The organism is Lentibacillus daqui (assembly GCF_027186265.1).
Lineage (GTDB): Bacteria > Bacillota > Bacilli > Bacillales > Amphibacillaceae > Lentibacillus_C > Lentibacillus_C daqui.
This window is the reverse complement of record NZ_CP114176.1, coordinates 961,029-976,988: the sequence shown is the minus strand read 5'-3', so window position 1 is coordinate 976,988 and position 15,960 is coordinate 961,029. Positions and strand designations below refer to the sequence as shown.

At 41.2% G+C, this 15,960-nt stretch carries 11 protein-coding genes and 1 pseudogene; 2 read left to right on the top strand and 10 right to left on the bottom strand.

Annotated elements, in window-relative coordinates; translation table 11 throughout:
• Window positions 1–8: 8 nt before the first annotated feature.
• The 10 genes and pseudogenes from rbsK to O2S85_RS05020 form a co-directional block, all read right to left on the bottom strand.
• Window positions 9–932 (bottom strand): ribokinase, encoded by a 924-nt coding sequence (rbsK, locus tag O2S85_RS05065; protein ID WP_269411613.1) that lies wholly within the window; start codon window positions 930–932, stop codon window positions 9–11.
• 210 nt (window positions 933–1,142) lie between these two features.
• Window positions 1,143–1,859 carry a ferredoxin--NADP reductase gene (locus O2S85_RS05060; RefSeq protein WP_269411612.1) on the bottom strand — a complete coding sequence of 239 codons (717 nt, stop codon included), beginning with the start codon at window positions 1,857–1,859 and terminating at the stop codon, window positions 1,143–1,145.
• 278 nt (window positions 1,860–2,137) lie between these two features.
• Window positions 2,138–3,256 carry a hypothetical protein gene (locus tag O2S85_RS05055; protein WP_269411611.1) on the bottom strand — a complete coding sequence of 373 codons (1,119 nt, stop codon included), beginning with the start codon at window positions 3,254–3,256 and terminating at the stop codon, window positions 2,138–2,140.
• 274 nt (window positions 3,257–3,530) lie between these two features.
• A complete protein-coding gene (locus O2S85_RS05050; RefSeq protein ID WP_269411610.1) occupies window positions 3,531–4,214 on the bottom strand; it encodes a uracil-DNA glycosylase in 684 nt (227 codons plus the stop codon).
• Between the two features lie 359 nt (window positions 4,215–4,573).
• A pseudogene (locus O2S85_RS05045) lies at window positions 4,574–5,818 on the bottom strand (CitMHS family transporter); the annotation flags it as partial.
• Window positions 5,819–6,020: 202 nt separating this feature from the next.
• Window positions 6,021–7,337: an IS1380 family transposase gene (locus O2S85_RS05040; protein ID WP_269410923.1), complete on the bottom strand. Its 1,317-nt coding sequence runs from the start codon at window positions 7,335–7,337 to the stop codon at window positions 6,021–6,023.
• A 384-nt stretch (window positions 7,338–7,721) separates the two neighbouring features.
• A complete protein-coding gene (locus tag O2S85_RS05035; protein ID WP_269411609.1) occupies window positions 7,722–8,444 on the bottom strand; it encodes a response regulator in 723 nt (240 codons plus the stop codon).
• Complete coding sequence (locus tag O2S85_RS05030; RefSeq protein WP_269411608.1) at window positions 8,437–10,056, bottom strand: ATP-binding protein; 1,620 nt, start codon at window positions 10,054–10,056, stop codon at window positions 8,437–8,439. The genes O2S85_RS05035 and O2S85_RS05030 overlap by 8 nt, the downstream gene beginning before the upstream one ends.
• 50 nt (window positions 10,057–10,106) lie before the next feature.
• The gene (locus tag O2S85_RS05025) at window positions 10,107–13,199 is read right to left on the bottom strand and encodes an AAA family ATPase (protein WP_269411607.1); all 3,093 of its coding nucleotides are present in this window, start codon (window positions 13,197–13,199) and stop codon (window positions 10,107–10,109) included.
• Window positions 13,200–13,214: 15 nt separating this feature from the next.
• Complete coding sequence (locus tag O2S85_RS05020; protein ID WP_269411606.1) at window positions 13,215–14,408, bottom strand: exonuclease SbcCD subunit D; 1,194 nt, start codon at window positions 14,406–14,408, stop codon at window positions 13,215–13,217.
• A gap of 173 nt (window positions 14,409–14,581) precedes the next feature.
• Between O2S85_RS05020 and O2S85_RS05015 the strand changes: the two genes are divergently transcribed.
• Window positions 14,582–15,124, top strand: a complete 543-nt coding sequence (locus O2S85_RS05015) for a hypothetical protein (protein WP_269411605.1) — start codon at window positions 14,582–14,584, stop codon at window positions 15,122–15,124.
• A gap of 80 nt (window positions 15,125–15,204) precedes the next feature.
• Window positions 15,205–15,951 carry a gluconate 2-dehydrogenase subunit 3 family protein gene (locus O2S85_RS05010; RefSeq protein WP_269411604.1) on the top strand — a complete coding sequence of 249 codons (747 nt, stop codon included), beginning with the start codon at window positions 15,205–15,207 and terminating at the stop codon, window positions 15,949–15,951.
• The last annotated feature ends 9 nt before the right edge of the window (window positions 15,952–15,960 follow it).

The following is a 15,960-nucleotide window of genomic DNA, read 5'->3' as shown; positions in this document are numbered from 1 at the left end:
TCTCCCTTTTACTTATGTTGTTCATTTAAAAATGCGGTCAGTTCAGCTTCCGTTGGGTAAGAAGTTTGTGTTCCATGTTTTGTCACACTCAGCGCAGCAAAGGCTTGGGCACGTTTGATTGCCTGTGCAACATCTTCTGTTTGGATAAATGAATGGGCAAAACAACCAATAAATGCATCTCCGGCACCTGTTGTGTCAACCGCCTGAACTGTATATGCATTAAACCGTTGGACCGTATCTTTTGTTACCCAGAGCACCCCACGACGACCCAGCGTAATAATTACATTTGTGACCCCTTTTTCAAGCAGGTAGTGCGCCGCCTTAAGTACCTGATCTTCTGTTTCCACTGGCATTCCGGAAATCAGCTCCAGTTCTGTTTCATTTGGAACCACAAAATCGCACATGGTAACGTATTGAAAATCTAAATCTTTTGTCGCCGGTGCCGGATTAAAAATAACTGGTATACCATGTTGGCTGCCGAATTCGATCGCATGATAAACCGTTGGGATTGGCACTTCTAATTGCAGAACGATAAGTTTACACTGTTTTAATTTATCCGCCGCTTCATCGATATCTGCTGGTTTTAGATGCTGATTGGCGCCTTTAATGATAAGAATCCGGTTTTCTGAGTTAGGATCAACAAAAATGGGAGCAACGCCACTAGTTGTTCCCGGAACTTTCTTCGTGAATTCGGTATTAATTCCGTGTTTTTCAAAATTTGCAATCGTATTATCGGCAAACATGTCATCCCCTACTTTGGTAACCATCATCACATCTGCCCCTAGTTTAGCTGCTGCAACAGCCTGATTGGCACCTTTTCCACCACACCCCATCTCAAAATTTGGTGCCTCAAGCGTTTCACCTTTCTTTGGCATTTTATCAATATATGTAATCAAATCTACATTGTTGGATCCAATTACCGCAATATCCACAATCAATTCCCCCTTCGTTACAACACTTTACTTTAGCTTAGCCCAAAATCAAAAACAAGTCTACTGGTACAAAGGGACAGGCACCTTATCCCACCAAATTTATCCAAATTTGATTAGTGATCCCACCCGCTAACCATCGGATGATATGAAAAAACAGGTACACGTTCCGGCAAAAGAACGCATACCTGTTACCTTGAGATGAATGTTTAATTAATAACCGGAAAATTCTTCAGCGCGAATATTATCTTCATTTGCCCCTGCATCAATTAACATTTTCTGCATTGCCTGTACCATATCGGCCGGGCCAGCAAGATAGTAAATTGGTGCACTAACATCAGAAACATATCGTTTTAACATTTCCGCATCAATATGACCACTTTCACCGTTCCATTCAGTAGCATCGGTTTGTGTCATCACCGGCACAAATGTGAAATGAGCGTTTTTATCCTCCATTTCCTGCAAATCAGACTGAAAAGGCGCGTCTTTAGGTGTTTTATTCGAATATAACAGCGTGATATCATGTGATGTTTGTTGGTTTGTGGCCTCTGCAATCATGCTGCGAACCGGGGTAATACCAATACCGCCAATTAGAAATACAGCCGGTGTAGATTCCGTTTTATGCAGGGTGAAATTACCATGCGGTGCATCGAATTTTACCTCGCTTCCTTCTGGTAAATCTTTCAGTACCCGTTTAAAAGCAGAATCCCGTAAACGAGTTGTGGTTACCAATTTATCTTCACTGGGCGCGCATACAAATGAAAAAGCTCTTGTATTTCCTTCATCATCTGTTTCGCTAGGATTAATTAAGGTAAAATCTCCAAACTGTCCTGCCTTAAATTCAAATCCCTCTGGTTTTTCCCAATGAAAAGCCATCGTATCCTTGGCAACCATTTCCTTTTTAAGTAATTTAATCGTATACTGTGCCATTCCAAACATCTCCTTTCAGCTATAATTATACACCTACTTAAAAAATCTCTGTAGACAAAAGCCTTCATACCTATGTCTACTTACACTTTACCATAAATATACCAAATCAAATCTTTGAGACAAGGGAACAGACTAAAATTACTGAATAAGTATGTCTCCCTCTTTGCTCGAGCGGATTCGAGTTGACTGGGCGCATGAGCGTTGATCAAGCAGGCGTAAATCTAATCAAAAGGTTGTAGAGCATGTGCATCAAGCCCTTAACAAATCCACTACACCCATTATTGATAATCAATAACTGCCGGAGCCGGGTCAAGTTTTAGAACGTCCTCCGGAGAAAGCAGTGGATCATCATTTTTGTAAAATAGTTTAAATCCACCGTACTGAATTGGCTGCTTCCTGACTAACTTCCCATATGCACTCATTTTGATTGCCGGGTCCCCAAATCCATCATAGTTTAGGGGTACTTCAACATGTTTGGTTGGTTTGATTTTTTCCTTGTTTGTAACAATGCCATTACCAAATTGATGAACCAGTACTATTTTGTCTGGCAGATTGTTCTCTTCGACTAATTTGTCAACATATTCGACAGCTTCTTGAATGTCCTCCCCATCGACTTCACCTAGATCTTCGCCGGGAATTTCACCTTCCCCAACACTGTATTCCGTGTCAATCGCCAAGTGAACATGTGGTAATTTTAAATAGGGTGCAACCTTTTTTAGTTCGTCCATCACTTCCGCCCGTCCCAATTGGATATCTAAAAGTAGTAATGCATCATGTTCTTCAGCCAACTTGGCATATTCATCAATCACCTCTTTAGAAGGCTTGGCAACATACAATCCATCCGGACCCGGTGAGCGCTGTGCGACTGTAGCAATTAATTCGATCGTTGGTATCGCCGGCCGATCTGGGTCAATTTTGGAATATTCTTCTGTTTGTTCTTTCAATTTCTTCATCATTTCATCGGGGGGATATTCACCTAGAATCCCCATGTTTTCCGACTTCGGTGTTCCATAGAAGGCAACCAGCCGATGATCTTTAAGCGGGCCATTGGAAGTATCCTTCTTATCCTGTAATAAGGTCTGTCCGAGCGAAACCGTTCGTGCGCTTTCCTCACCATGAGCCTCTTGATCCGGCATTTTTTCTTTTTCTTCATCAGAATAATTGGTTTCCAGCAATTTTGCATCCTCAGGTGGTTTTATTGCCTTAAATGGCTTGGTAACAGTCTTTTGTTTATCCCCTTGTTCTTTCTTATCGCCAGTTGTAGACTTATTAACCTTTACCGACTTTTTATCATTATTTTGTTCATCCTGCTTGGAAACTGTTGTAGTCGTTTCTGCACACGCTGCCAGTAGCAACGTTCCCATGACAAGAAAAAGGATAGTTATTTGTTTCCTCATAGTTCACTCTCCACATCTCAAAAATATCTATGTAAAACCGTCAAATTCCCACTTAAATTTACAATTCCCGCATGAAATACTTTTAAACTCAAAATGGACGTTGCACCCGAATGCGGGACATAGGGACGGCTCTTTTATCCTTTCTGCGGTATCTATGTTATTTTCCCCTGACTGCACAAAAATATTGCAACATGGGCATGGGATAAAGTGTCTGGTTAGCGACGCACAAACTCGAGTGCGCACTTGCTGGGATATTTCTCCTTATCTTAGGTATTTAATTCAGATTTGGAACCTCCCAATTTATTTCCTCCAGCCCAATTTGCTTTAATATCCGATTTGTCTTGGAGAAAGGCCTGCTTCCAAAAAAGCCGCGATGGGCAGATAACGGACTGGGATGAGGTGATTTGACAACATAATGCTTTGATGTATCAATAAGTTCTTGTTTCCTTTGAGCAGCCGCACCCCAAAGGATGTAGACAACCGGATTTTCCTTCTGATTCAACGACTCAATTACCCGGTTGGTAAAAATCTCCCACCCCATTCCTTTATGTGAGTGCGCTTGCCCGGCCCTAACCGTTAAAACAGTATTTAATAGTAGTACACCCTGTTCCGTCCAGCTGCCCAGGTACCCATGATTTGGTATTGCGCAGCCCAAATCGTCCTGTAACTCTTTAAAGATATTTCTTAATGATGGTGGCTGGGATATTCCAGGTTGTACGGAAAAACTCAGACCGTGCGCTTGATTCGGACCATGGTAGGGGTCCTGACCAAGAATGACCACTTTTACCTGTCCAAAGCCAGTGAAATGAAGGGCGTTAAAAATATCATACATGTCCGGATAAACCGTTTGTTGAGTATACTCTCTTTTTAGAAACTCCCGTAATTGCAGGTAATACGGTTTAGAAAACTCTTCATCAAGTAACGGCGCCCAATCGTTTTTTAAAATTTGTTTTGGCATACCTATCATCCTTATTAAAAAAATCGATACATGCAATTCCATTTCTATTATAGTAGCTTGCCTATCAAACTAGCAACGAGAAAATTCCTTTTTGAAGCAACTATAGGAAACATTATCTCGGCTTGATTTCTCGGAATGTGGGACTTGAATCTACCGTGAGAATTAATCCACAATTAAAAAAAGACCCGTCTATACTTGGGTGAAATCCGTTATTTCTTCAAATACATTATTTAATCAAGTGACGATGTTTGTTCAACTCCGGCTATTTAAGAAAAAAGGACGAAGCTCATATGCTCTCCGCCCTTTTCCCAAATTCAAAGTGTATTATTAACCCGTTAACACGATAGTACCCTTTGTCACTATATAACTATAATCCCCATAAATACGGCGATAATTAATAAGATAATACTGAGCCCCCACATCCAGCCGAGGGAATAGCGAATATGTCGTCCCATTTCCAGGTTGGCAAGACCCAATGCAAGCCAAAGCGCCGGAGAAAATGGGCTGACAAAGGTGCCGACAATGTTCCCGATAATCATGGAATATGCGGTAGATAATGAATCGACTCCAAAACCGGAGGCAATTTGTTCGATAACAGGCAATAATGCAAAGTAATAGGCATCGGTACTCAATAATAAATCGAACGGCACACCCAAAACGCCAATAATGATATGCAAGAATGGTGCAACAAATGCCGGTAAAACTTTCACGACATCTCCAGCAATGGCATCGAGCATCCCTGTTCCGGTTAAAATCCCCAAAAATGAACCCGCAGCCAGAATAATAGTAGCCATCGTGAGTGCATTCGGCGCATGTGTCTGAATACGTGCCATTTGATCTTTTACTTTCGGGTAGTTAATCAGCAAGGCCAAACTAACACCGATCATAAAGGCAAAACCGGGTGGAATGATTCCCCATACCAAAATAGCAATGACACCAATCGTTAGAATGACGTTCACCCACAGTAATTTTGGACGAGCAAGCGATTTTTCCTTCTCCGGTACGTCACCTTCATTTTTGGGATCATCATCTTCCGCGGCGACATCAGCAGCTGCGGCGGCTTCAACCGAACCATATTGTTTTTTGATTCGTCGTTGTTCGCGATATCCCAATAGCACTGCTAATCCAACCATCAACACCATCCCGATGATTTGGATGGGAATTAGCGGTCTCCATAGTTCCGTAACATCGATATTTAAGACCGATGCGGTTCGTCCAAGTGGCCCTGCCCATGGAATCATGTTCATGATACTGGCGCTTCCGCCAATTAATAGCAACAGAAAATATGGATTCATTTTCAACCGTTTATACAGCGGTAATAATGCCGGAATGGTAATTAAAAAAGTTGATGCTCCTGAACCATCCAAATGGGCTATAGCGGCGATTAATACACTTCCCACACTAATGGCAATCACGTTCCCCCGTGAAATCGCAATCAAACCATTGATTAACGGATCAAATAAGCCAACGTCCGACATAATTCCGAAGAACAATATTGCGAAAATAAACATAATCGCAACGTCCATGACATCAGCAACACCATCACCAAAGAAATCACCAATTTTCGACATACCGAAACCGGTAGCAAACGCTCCGAGAATCGGAATTAGCCTGAATTATTCATACTTCTAACCAAAAAGATAAATGAAGCTTAGCCCTGGGTTATTTTCGTAAAATAAGATGGAACCTTTCCAGAAATGGTTTGCTTAAACTGGAGATCCTTGAAAATCTCTATTTTTTGGACATACGACTCCCTTGGTCTTACGATGTTTTTTTTAAATGTGCTTAGAGAACAGCGGTATGGCCTCACTCTAATTGTAATCTTTGAATTCGCTGTAATACTTTCCAGAAAAACGATTGATACACAAAGCTGGAGGCTAATTTAAAGTAAAGAGATCGTCCTGACTTTACCAATTTACTGGCGACTTTAATGATTCTAGTTCGTATCGTTTGGATCCGCATGTTTTTCTGTTCTTCAGGAAAACAAAGCGTACGCATCCAATTCGTAAGGTTATAAGCTAACAAACTAAGCATCATTCTAACCTCATTGCATTCAAATTTATGGCTGCTCATGCGATCCAGGTTAAACCCATTTTTGGATTCCTTGATATAATTCTCCATCGTTCCTCTTTTCTGGTAGGAATGAACAATATCTTTAGGAGAGAAGACATCAGTCAGGTTCGTTACAAAGAAAGCGTGCGTAAAAAACAATTCACCGGCCGGACGAACGGATTGGATGATCACTTTTCTTGGCTTGGACCATGATTTTGCCTGATACTCGGCTTCTTCATAATAGATTTCCGATTTTGTCACATCGGTTGGAACAGTGGAAGGATGCAGCTCATCGGCAAGTCGCTGCAAATTAGGATTGGATTTCAAACGAATCACATAATAAACCGATTCATCCTCGCACAGTTCATATAGACCCGGGACGGCGAAGCCACTGTCACCACGCAGAAACGGGATGGTTTCAGGAAACTGCTCATTGTAATGGTTGATAACAGGCTCGATAAAATCCACCACGCCATTGGAAGTATAGACATTGCCTGGGCGTAGTTTTGCTTTCAAAAAATCGCCGGTGATACCGTCAAAAGCAACTAAAGGATGAAATCCAATGGTTCCATAATGCGTATTGAATGTTGCATCCTCCTGATCGCCATATGTATCTGCATGAGTGGAATCCAAATCCAGAATAATCGACTTGGCATTTCTATATTGATGCACCTTGTCTAAAAGTTCCTGGTTTGCCTGGTTTAATTGTTCCATCGATTCATCATCAAATCGTGGGAAAAGCCGGGATAAACTTGGCTGGGAAGCTAAAGCATCTGTTCCTACAACCTGCGTAAAGACAGGATCATTCGTTAATTGATCAGCTGCGTCATCTTCGGCATATCCAGCAATGATTTGATACATCTTTTGGCGAAGTAACTGTTCATTGGAGTGAACATAGTAACGTCGATCATCTTTAAGCTTTAAATGCTTTGTCAGCGTTGAGAAGAAGCCAATCTTTTCATCGAACTCTCGGAATAAGAGTTCACCTGTATCGGATGAAAGTGCACCACCATCGTTAGATAATTTGATTTGGCGATTGAAATCTAGCGGTATTTGCGGTAAAGTAGCCAATATAAGAACCCCTTTCTGTTGGTTTTTGTTGGTACTTTAACTGTAACAGAAAATGGGTTCTTTTTTCATTTATTAGATGAATAAATGTTTTGGCTAAACCGACTGTCAGATAAGCTTTTAAACTGTATTATAGAATTTCAGTGAATAATTCAGGATTAGTAATAACGGTATAATTGGCGTCATGCGCCCGCTAATAAGTATTAGGACAATGACCAATATGGTTACAAAACCGATTAAACTAAGACTCAATGTTATATCTCCCTTCTGTTTTCAAAATTAGATCATTTAACGGTGAAAACGTTAACAAATAAATGACTTTTTATAAAATACCATGAATAGAAGGGGGAGATAAACCTTCTATTCATAAAGCGATTATTTTCTATATTACTCATTTTGTTCATAAGTTTCACGAAGGATATATTGCCGTTCTGGTCTGCCTACATTTCCATACAAAAGTGTTGGTTGCACTCGCTTAATAGATACTAGATATTCTAAATACCTTCGAGCTGTCGAACGACTTGTTCCAATTTGTTTGCTTAATTCAACCGCTGTAATGCCGTTGACTTTTTGCTTCTGTAATAAATCGGTAATTTCATCCAATGTAATCGAATCAATACCTTTTGGCAATTTGTCATTGGATTTATTAGCAGGAAACACGGAATTTACCGTACCTGTAAGCATGTCTATGTCATCCTGGTTCAACTTTTCCCTGGACGCCAGAAAACTTTTTCGTTGCTTAAACCTCGTCAACATTTGTTCAAACCGCTTCGCATCCACAGGTTTTATAATGTAATCTATGATCCCGCCCCGGAGAATTTCGCTAATTGTGCTAGTTTCCGCAGCAGCAGTCACGATGGCAATATCCACATCATGATAGAACGTACGCAACTGCCAAAATAGCTCCAATCCCTCGACATCCGGAATATATATATCTAATAAAATCAAATCAACTTGGGTGTCAGGACTTTGCAAAAAAGTGAATGCTTCCTGAGCGGTTTTTGCACAATAGTCAACAACAAATCCTTCCACCTTTTCTACGAATTGCCGCTGGATTTCCGCAATTCGAAAATCATCTTCAATAATAAGCACATGAATGCTATCAGACATTGTTATCACCTTCATCTTTTGGTATGATCACGATAAAGCAAGCTCCACCAAGATCTCCTTCTTCCAACATGATCGTTCCGTTAACTTCTTGTAACCTGTGTTTGGTCAGTGCAAGGCCTGTTCCACGGTGAGATCCTTGTTTCGTGGAATATCCCTGGTCAAAAATATGTGGTGCCTCGTCCATGGAGATTCCTGATCCAGAATCATCCACCTCCAAAATGACATCTTCTCCTATGTCGGTAAAGAAGATAGCAATCTCCCGCTGATCATCCGGGTTCTGTTTCAATGCATCCATCGCGTTTTCAATCAAGTTTCCGACCGCTGTTAACAAGGCATCTTGCTTATCTCCTTTAAACCGGGTTGTTAACTGACTGTCTGGATCAATCGACATGGTAATCCCAAGCTCGTTTGCTTGATTGATTTTCCCCTGAAGAAGCCCTTGAACCATTGGATCAGCAATATGTTTCACCAAAAACTCTGACCATCCTAACTGACTATCACTTTCCTTTTTGATAAAGGCGATCGCTTCATCGGTCTGATCCAATTGAAGCAAACCTAGAATCGTATATAGTTTATTGGAAAATTCATGTGTCTGCGCCCGCTGTGCATTGGCATATTGCTTAATTTGCAGTAACTCATTCGTGACATGTTCCAGCTCTGTTTTTTCCCGAAAGGTTGCTACTGCGCCAACAATTATATGGTGACGAAAAATGGGCATGCGATTCACAAGAACAACTGTGTCACCGAGGACCATTTCCCGATTATAATGGCTCTCCCCATTTTTCAAAACCGCGAATAACCCCGTATGCGGTAGAATCTCCTGAATGGGTCTGCCAGTATAACGATCATCTGATACTGTTTGATGAAACAAGATCCGCTGGGCCGCTGCATTAATCATCGTCACCATCCCTGTTTCATTAACGGCAATAAGCCCTTCATGGGTTGACTGCAAAATGGCTTCCTTTTGAAGTAATACTTGGGAGATTTCCTCTGGTTCCATCCCTGATAACAATCGTTTTAAATAGATGGAAATCACAATTGCACCAATGATTCCCACTAGAACAACCCCTGCTAGCGTGATCCATACCGATTTACTTTGCCGTTGAATGATATGCTGAACATCATTATTCAAAAATCCAACCGATACGACACCGATAACCTTGCCATTCTTATCATAAATCGGTGTCTTGCCACGAATGGATAACCCCAGTGAGCCTACCCGCTTCGATGTATATGATTCACCACTTAGTGCGCGCTCATTATCCCCGCCAACCATTTTTTTACCCAATTTGTCCGGGTCGGGATGTGAGTAACGGATCCCTTTTGTGTTTCCGACGACAATAAATTCTGCACCAGTCTGCTGTTGAATGGGCAGAACAACCTTCTGGATCACCGAAGCCGGATTTTCCAATTCAAAAGCAGCTTGTATTTCCGGCATGTTTGCTACACTTTGTGACACACTTAACGCCCTTTTGCCAATTTGTTCCTCCATCGTCTTAGAAATAAACGAATGAAGAAACAGGCCAAAAATAACACAAATGCCAATTACCAACACACTAATCGACACAATCATTTTCCATTTCAAATTAAACCTTTTCCCCGGATAAACCATGATGATAACTCCTTTGCGGGACACGGGGCAGAGGAACCGTCCCTTTGTCCCTACTTGACGACAAACTGAGTGTGACTGTGACCTTCTCTGGTTTTCTTGACTTCCAATACTGCCGGGAAGATATTTTTTAACTCTTGGACGTGGGAAATGACGCCGATCATCCGGCCTGACTGTTGCAAGTCAATTAAGGCATCGATGGCTTTATTTAATGATTCTTCATCCAATGTACCAAAACCTTCATCAATAAACATCGTCTCAATCGATATATTCCCTTGAAAACTTTGAATCACGTCAGACATTCCCAATGCCAGACATAAGGAAGCATTGAATTTCTCTCCACCGGACAGTGTTTTGACATCCCTCGTTTGCCCTGTATAAGCATCGTACACATCCAAACCAAGTCCGCTTTGTCTGCCGTGGGCTTCCTGACGCTCACTACGGATTAGGAAAAACTGACCATTGGATAACCGCTTCAAACGTTCATTAGCTGATTCGATAATTTGCTCCAAATATTCGATTTGCAGATACCGCTCAAACGATATTTTTCGGCTGTTTTGTCCCCGGAGTACATCGTATAAATCGGTGATACTGCTTAATTGTTTTTCCAAGGCTTTCACCTGTTCATTAGCATCGCGGATATTGGCGATTAATTGCCCAGCCTCCCGAAAATATGCTTTTGACTGATCCCGCTTATTTAATGCCGATTCATAGGCTTGTTTCAATGTTTCCAATTGTTCCTGTAATGCGCTCAAGTCAGCTTTTTGCTTACCATTTAACGATGTCTTTAGCTCTTGTACCAGTTGTTTCGTAGTTGAAAGGTTCTGCTTAAACTGCTCAATGGCTTGGCGCAAATCCTGCCGTTCCTGATCAGATCGTTTTGCTCGCTGGTATGCTTCTTCGGTAGAAAATCCGGTCGTATCAAGTGCTTGATAAAAACGCTGCTCCGCTTGCTCAAGTTTTGCAGTTGTTTCTGCAAGCTGTTTATTGGCATGTTCCGAATTGGATGCTGCTTTTGTTTGTGCCTCTTTTGCCTGTTGCAGCTGTTTTTGTGCTGTTTCCCAAGCTTGTTCCAGTTTCGACTTTCGTTGTTCGGTTGTTTTGATTTGCTTTTTCAGTTCTGTTAAAACCTGTACTTCTTCCGGGATTTGCTTTAATCGATCCTGGTAAACCGCACGGGCTGACTCATAAGCTGTTTTTAATTTCTGATAATTCTTATCCAACTGTTCCTTTTTTTCTTCCAACTGTTTGCATTCATTCTGTAAAGTTTCTTGCGTTCCTTTTAAAGTTTGCAGTTTCTTTTTAGAAGCTCGCAACTCCATGACTTCTGCTTTCAATTTTTTCCCCGCTGTAACAATGCGATCTCGTACAGTTTCAGCATCATCGGTTGTGATCGAATAATCCGCAAGTTTCTGCACTTTTTCCTGTAGTGTGTCTTGATTCAAGTCAACCTTGGCAGATGCATCACTATAATCCTTATCCTTTTTATCCAATGCTTTCTTTGCCGCTTCCAGTTGTTGTTTTGTCACCGCACCTTTAGAACTTATTGCTTTATTCGGATGCTCTTTACTGCCACAAACAGGGCAAGCCTCGCCATCGTGCAAATGATTTGCCAAAACAAACGCCTGATTATTCAGCCATGCCTGCTCCAATTCTTGATAAAAACGCTTTTTGCTTACAAACTCCTGCTTCTTTTCTTGTAAAATTTGTTCCAATTCTGCTTGCTTAGCCTTCGCATCCAAATAATCCTTCAACATATCGGATTGTTTACCTAACTCCATCAATTGCTCTTGTTTATCCGGTAATTGATCAACCTTCGTATCCAGCTGCTTTATTTCACCAGTCTGCTTGTCCAGCTGGTTTTTCTTTTCCGTTAGAGTTGCTTGCATTTCAGTAACATCTTTAAATGTCCGTTTTCCTCTGTTCTGTAAATCCTGTAATTCCTGTTTTTGCTGATCCAGTTCTTCGACAATCGGCAGATATCTTTGTAACCGATCTAGTTTTTTACGAACATCCTCCTGCTCCGATGCTTTCTTTTCCTCTTGCTCATAAACTTGCTTACGTTCACGAAGCATTTCGTTTGCCTGTTGAAGCGATTTTTCGGCATTTTCTACGTTCTGCTTTTTGGCTTGTTCATCCTGACGCCATTCCATTAACTGTTTTTCATAGGCTTCCAGTCCAGCCGCTTGTTCAGCCTGTTTTAGCTGCTTTTCCTTCTCGTCATATTCCACTGTCTGTTGTTCTAACTTACTTAAATGAATCTTTTTGTCTTCAAGTTCCTGGAAGCGTTCATTTAAACTCTTGGCTGCATGAAATTCAGTTTGCTTTTTGTCATGAGCTTGATAGGCCTGTTCATACGCTTTCTGGTCAGCCATAATTTGTTGCTGATAAAACGCCACTTCCTGATCCAATGCATGAAGCACTTGATTGACGTTGTAATGCTCCTCACCCAACACTTGAAAAACAGGCGACCCATCACGTTCGGGTAAAGTTGCGCGGATATTTTCGACATACGTATTGCGTTTTTGTTCTTCTTGTTGATATTTTTCGGAAATCAAATCCTTTTTATAGCGTAAACGTTCACTAATATGTTTGTACGGTTCGGTTTTGAACAAACGTCTTAAGATATCTTCTTTATTTTCCGTTTGTGAGGTTAGTAATTTACGAAACTCCCCCTGTGGCAACATCACAATTTGTTTAAACTGATCCTGTGTTAATCCCATTAATGTTTCTACTTTTTTATCAATCTCGGAAACAATTTGCCTGTCAACACATGGAGATTCACCACCATCAACGAGCTCATAAAATTCATACCGTTCTCCCGTTTTCGTCTTATTCCCCTTTTTCACATGACCTAACTGGCGAAGTATCCGGTAAACCTTGTTATTTAATTCAAATATCAGCTCAACCGATGTATGGGTATCATCATTAGCAAATTGACTGCGCAGCATATTATTATTTTCCCGGTCCTGACCACTTGCTGCTCCGTACAACGCAAAACAAATTGCATCAAATATCGTTGTTTTTCCTGCACCGGTATTTCCGGAAATGACAAATAATTTATTATCCTGTAACTCGTTAAAATCAATGGTTGTTTTATCTTTATACGGACCAAATGCCGTCATGGTTAGAGTTAGCGGTCGCAATTGTTACTCCTCCCTTTATGAATGTGCAACGAAATTCTTTTGTTTGATGTCTTGTTGTGTTTCTTTTTCCTCGGTTAGCAGTTCATCCAGTACCTCTTTAAAAATAGTCTCGGTTTCCTCCGATGCCTTTTCCCCCTTGACTTCTTCGTAAAAAGCATGAAATAACTCCAGCTGACTGCGATTGCTGCGATTATTAATTTCCTTTGCTTCACCAGTTGGGGTCATCAAGTAATTTTTCCGTGCCACATGCATCGCATTCGGGTAGACCGAACGAATTTTTTCCATTGGCGATAAAACCGGTGTCTCGTCCAGCAAACGCACAAAAACATAGTCTTCATTTATCGGATGCGTTAAAATTTCTTCCATTGTGGCCTCGACCGTTCTTATGTCCCGTTTTGGAATGAGTTCCCGTTTTTCAATGGTAACTTGTCCGTCCGCATCCATATCAACTACATGAAATCCCTTTTTATGATGCTCCTCGGAAATCGAATATTTTAAAATCGAACCAGAATAGCGGATCGTTTGACTAGATACATAGTGTCCTTGGTGCAGATGGCCCAATGCGGTGTAATCGAAGTTAGAATAATGGCGAGCATCCACATATTCTGCCCCACCAATTGCCAGCGGACGTTCCGAATCACTAGTATTTTCTTCTTCCTCTCCAAAAGGGGTGACAAACGCATGTCCAACAAATACATGACGTTTAGTTGGATCCATTTTTTCAATAATCTCTTGAACTATCTTTTTAGCAGCATCGTCATGGGTATGGATGGTTTCATCGGCAAAAATGTTCCTGACAACACTCGGATCTGTATAGGGGACAAGATGGAAATATACCTCCCCGTGTTCATCGTGAAGAATGACTGGGTCGAGATCTTTCGTTACATTACCAACCATGTACAAACCATTGTTTTCCATCATTTTACTGCCAAAATTTAAACGGCTTGGACTATCATGGTTCCCCGCGATAGTCAAGACAGGCGTTTGCAGCTTTAGCACGATCGTCTCCAATACATCATTGAGTAGATGAACAGCTTCCGTTGGTGGTACGGCCCGATCATATAAATCCCCCGCAATAATCACCGCATCCGGCTTCTCCTGTTCCACCGCTTGAATGAACTGCTCCAGTATGTATTCCTGATCCTCTGTCATATATACACCCTGTACAAGCTTTCCCAAATGCCAATCCGCCGTATGAAAAAACTTCATCTGCAACACTCCTCCCACCTATTTAAACTATATACACAGTATAACACTTAGACGAGTAGGTCGGTTCTCCTATCCCACAATTTTTTTGAACTGTCCCATGTCCCAATGCATAGAAATTAATGGAAAGGACACATTAAATGGTAAGACAATTTTTTTACAAGGGAGGATTTGCAATGAAGCGTACAACCTTAGCACCATTAATCATTTTTGTCGGCGTCCTTTTCCTGTTAACCGGATGTATGAATAATAATAATGAGGGTGCGGCACCTGCAAGGGATAGAGATCAGCGCAATAACGTTGAAGAAATTGAACATATCAATAGCGAAAATAATCGTAATACAACGCCAACAGGTGAAGATTCCAACATTTATGATCTGCCAGATGAAAAAAATCAACATGATCAAGGAATATCTACCCATTTAGAATATCGTTTGGCAGGATCTGATATTCGGGATATTAAGGTGTTTGCCATTGACGATACCGTTGTTTTGGCGGATACCACAGAGAATACCAACAATAACGGTAAATTGGAACAAGCGAAAGGAATCATGCAGGTTTCCTTTGGTGACAAGGTACAAGTGTTAACAACAGCAAATCCAAAGGCCCCGGAATTAATAGAAAGGATCAAACAAAACATTACCGGAAAATCAACCGATTATGCACAATTGGGTAACGATATACAGGCTCTTTTTGAGATGACCGCGGAGAAAGGATAAACCCTGTACCTTGGTGGAAAGAACGCAAAGTTCATACACGATCGAAAAATAATAAAGCCATGATGTAGAGGAGGATAGGCATGAGTGATAAAAATGAGTCTGTGGATCATTCCAGACGAAAATTTATTAAAAACTCCGGAATCGCTGTTGGGGGTGTTGTCGTTGGCGGCGCATTGGGAAGCTTGATACCGCACAAACAAAAAACGGAGCAGCAACAAGCATCCACAGCAAAAAAGCAAGTTAATTACAATGATGCATTGATGTTTTTTACATTGGATCAATTTAAAACAACTGAAGCGGCAACGGAAAGAATTTTTCCAAAAGATGAGCTTGGACCGGGTGCCAAGGAATTGGGTGTTCCCTATTACATTGACCATCAGCTTGCCGGACCGTGGGGTTTGAATGCAAAAGACTATATGAGAGGACCAGCCTATACGGCGGAGGCAACCCAAGGAAACCAATTATTAATGGATCGCAGGGAAATTTTCACTCTTGGACTCAAAGGTCTTGATGATTATAGTAACAAAAAGTACGATAAGAACTTCGCACAGTTATCCGATGATCAACAGGATGACGTATTGGAGGTTTTTGATGCAGCAAAAGAATTTAAACTTACCGGTGCTACAACCAAACAGTTTTTCCAACTGTTACGGAGCATGACCATTGAAGGTGCATACGCCGATCCTTTATATGGCGGAAATAAAAATAAAGCTGGCTGGAAAATGCGTGACTTTCCGGGAAGCCAAACAGGTTATACAGAAACCATTATGAAAAAGGAATTTGTAAAGATCGAACCCAAAAGTTTACGTGAACATATGGGTGGCTAAAACGATGCA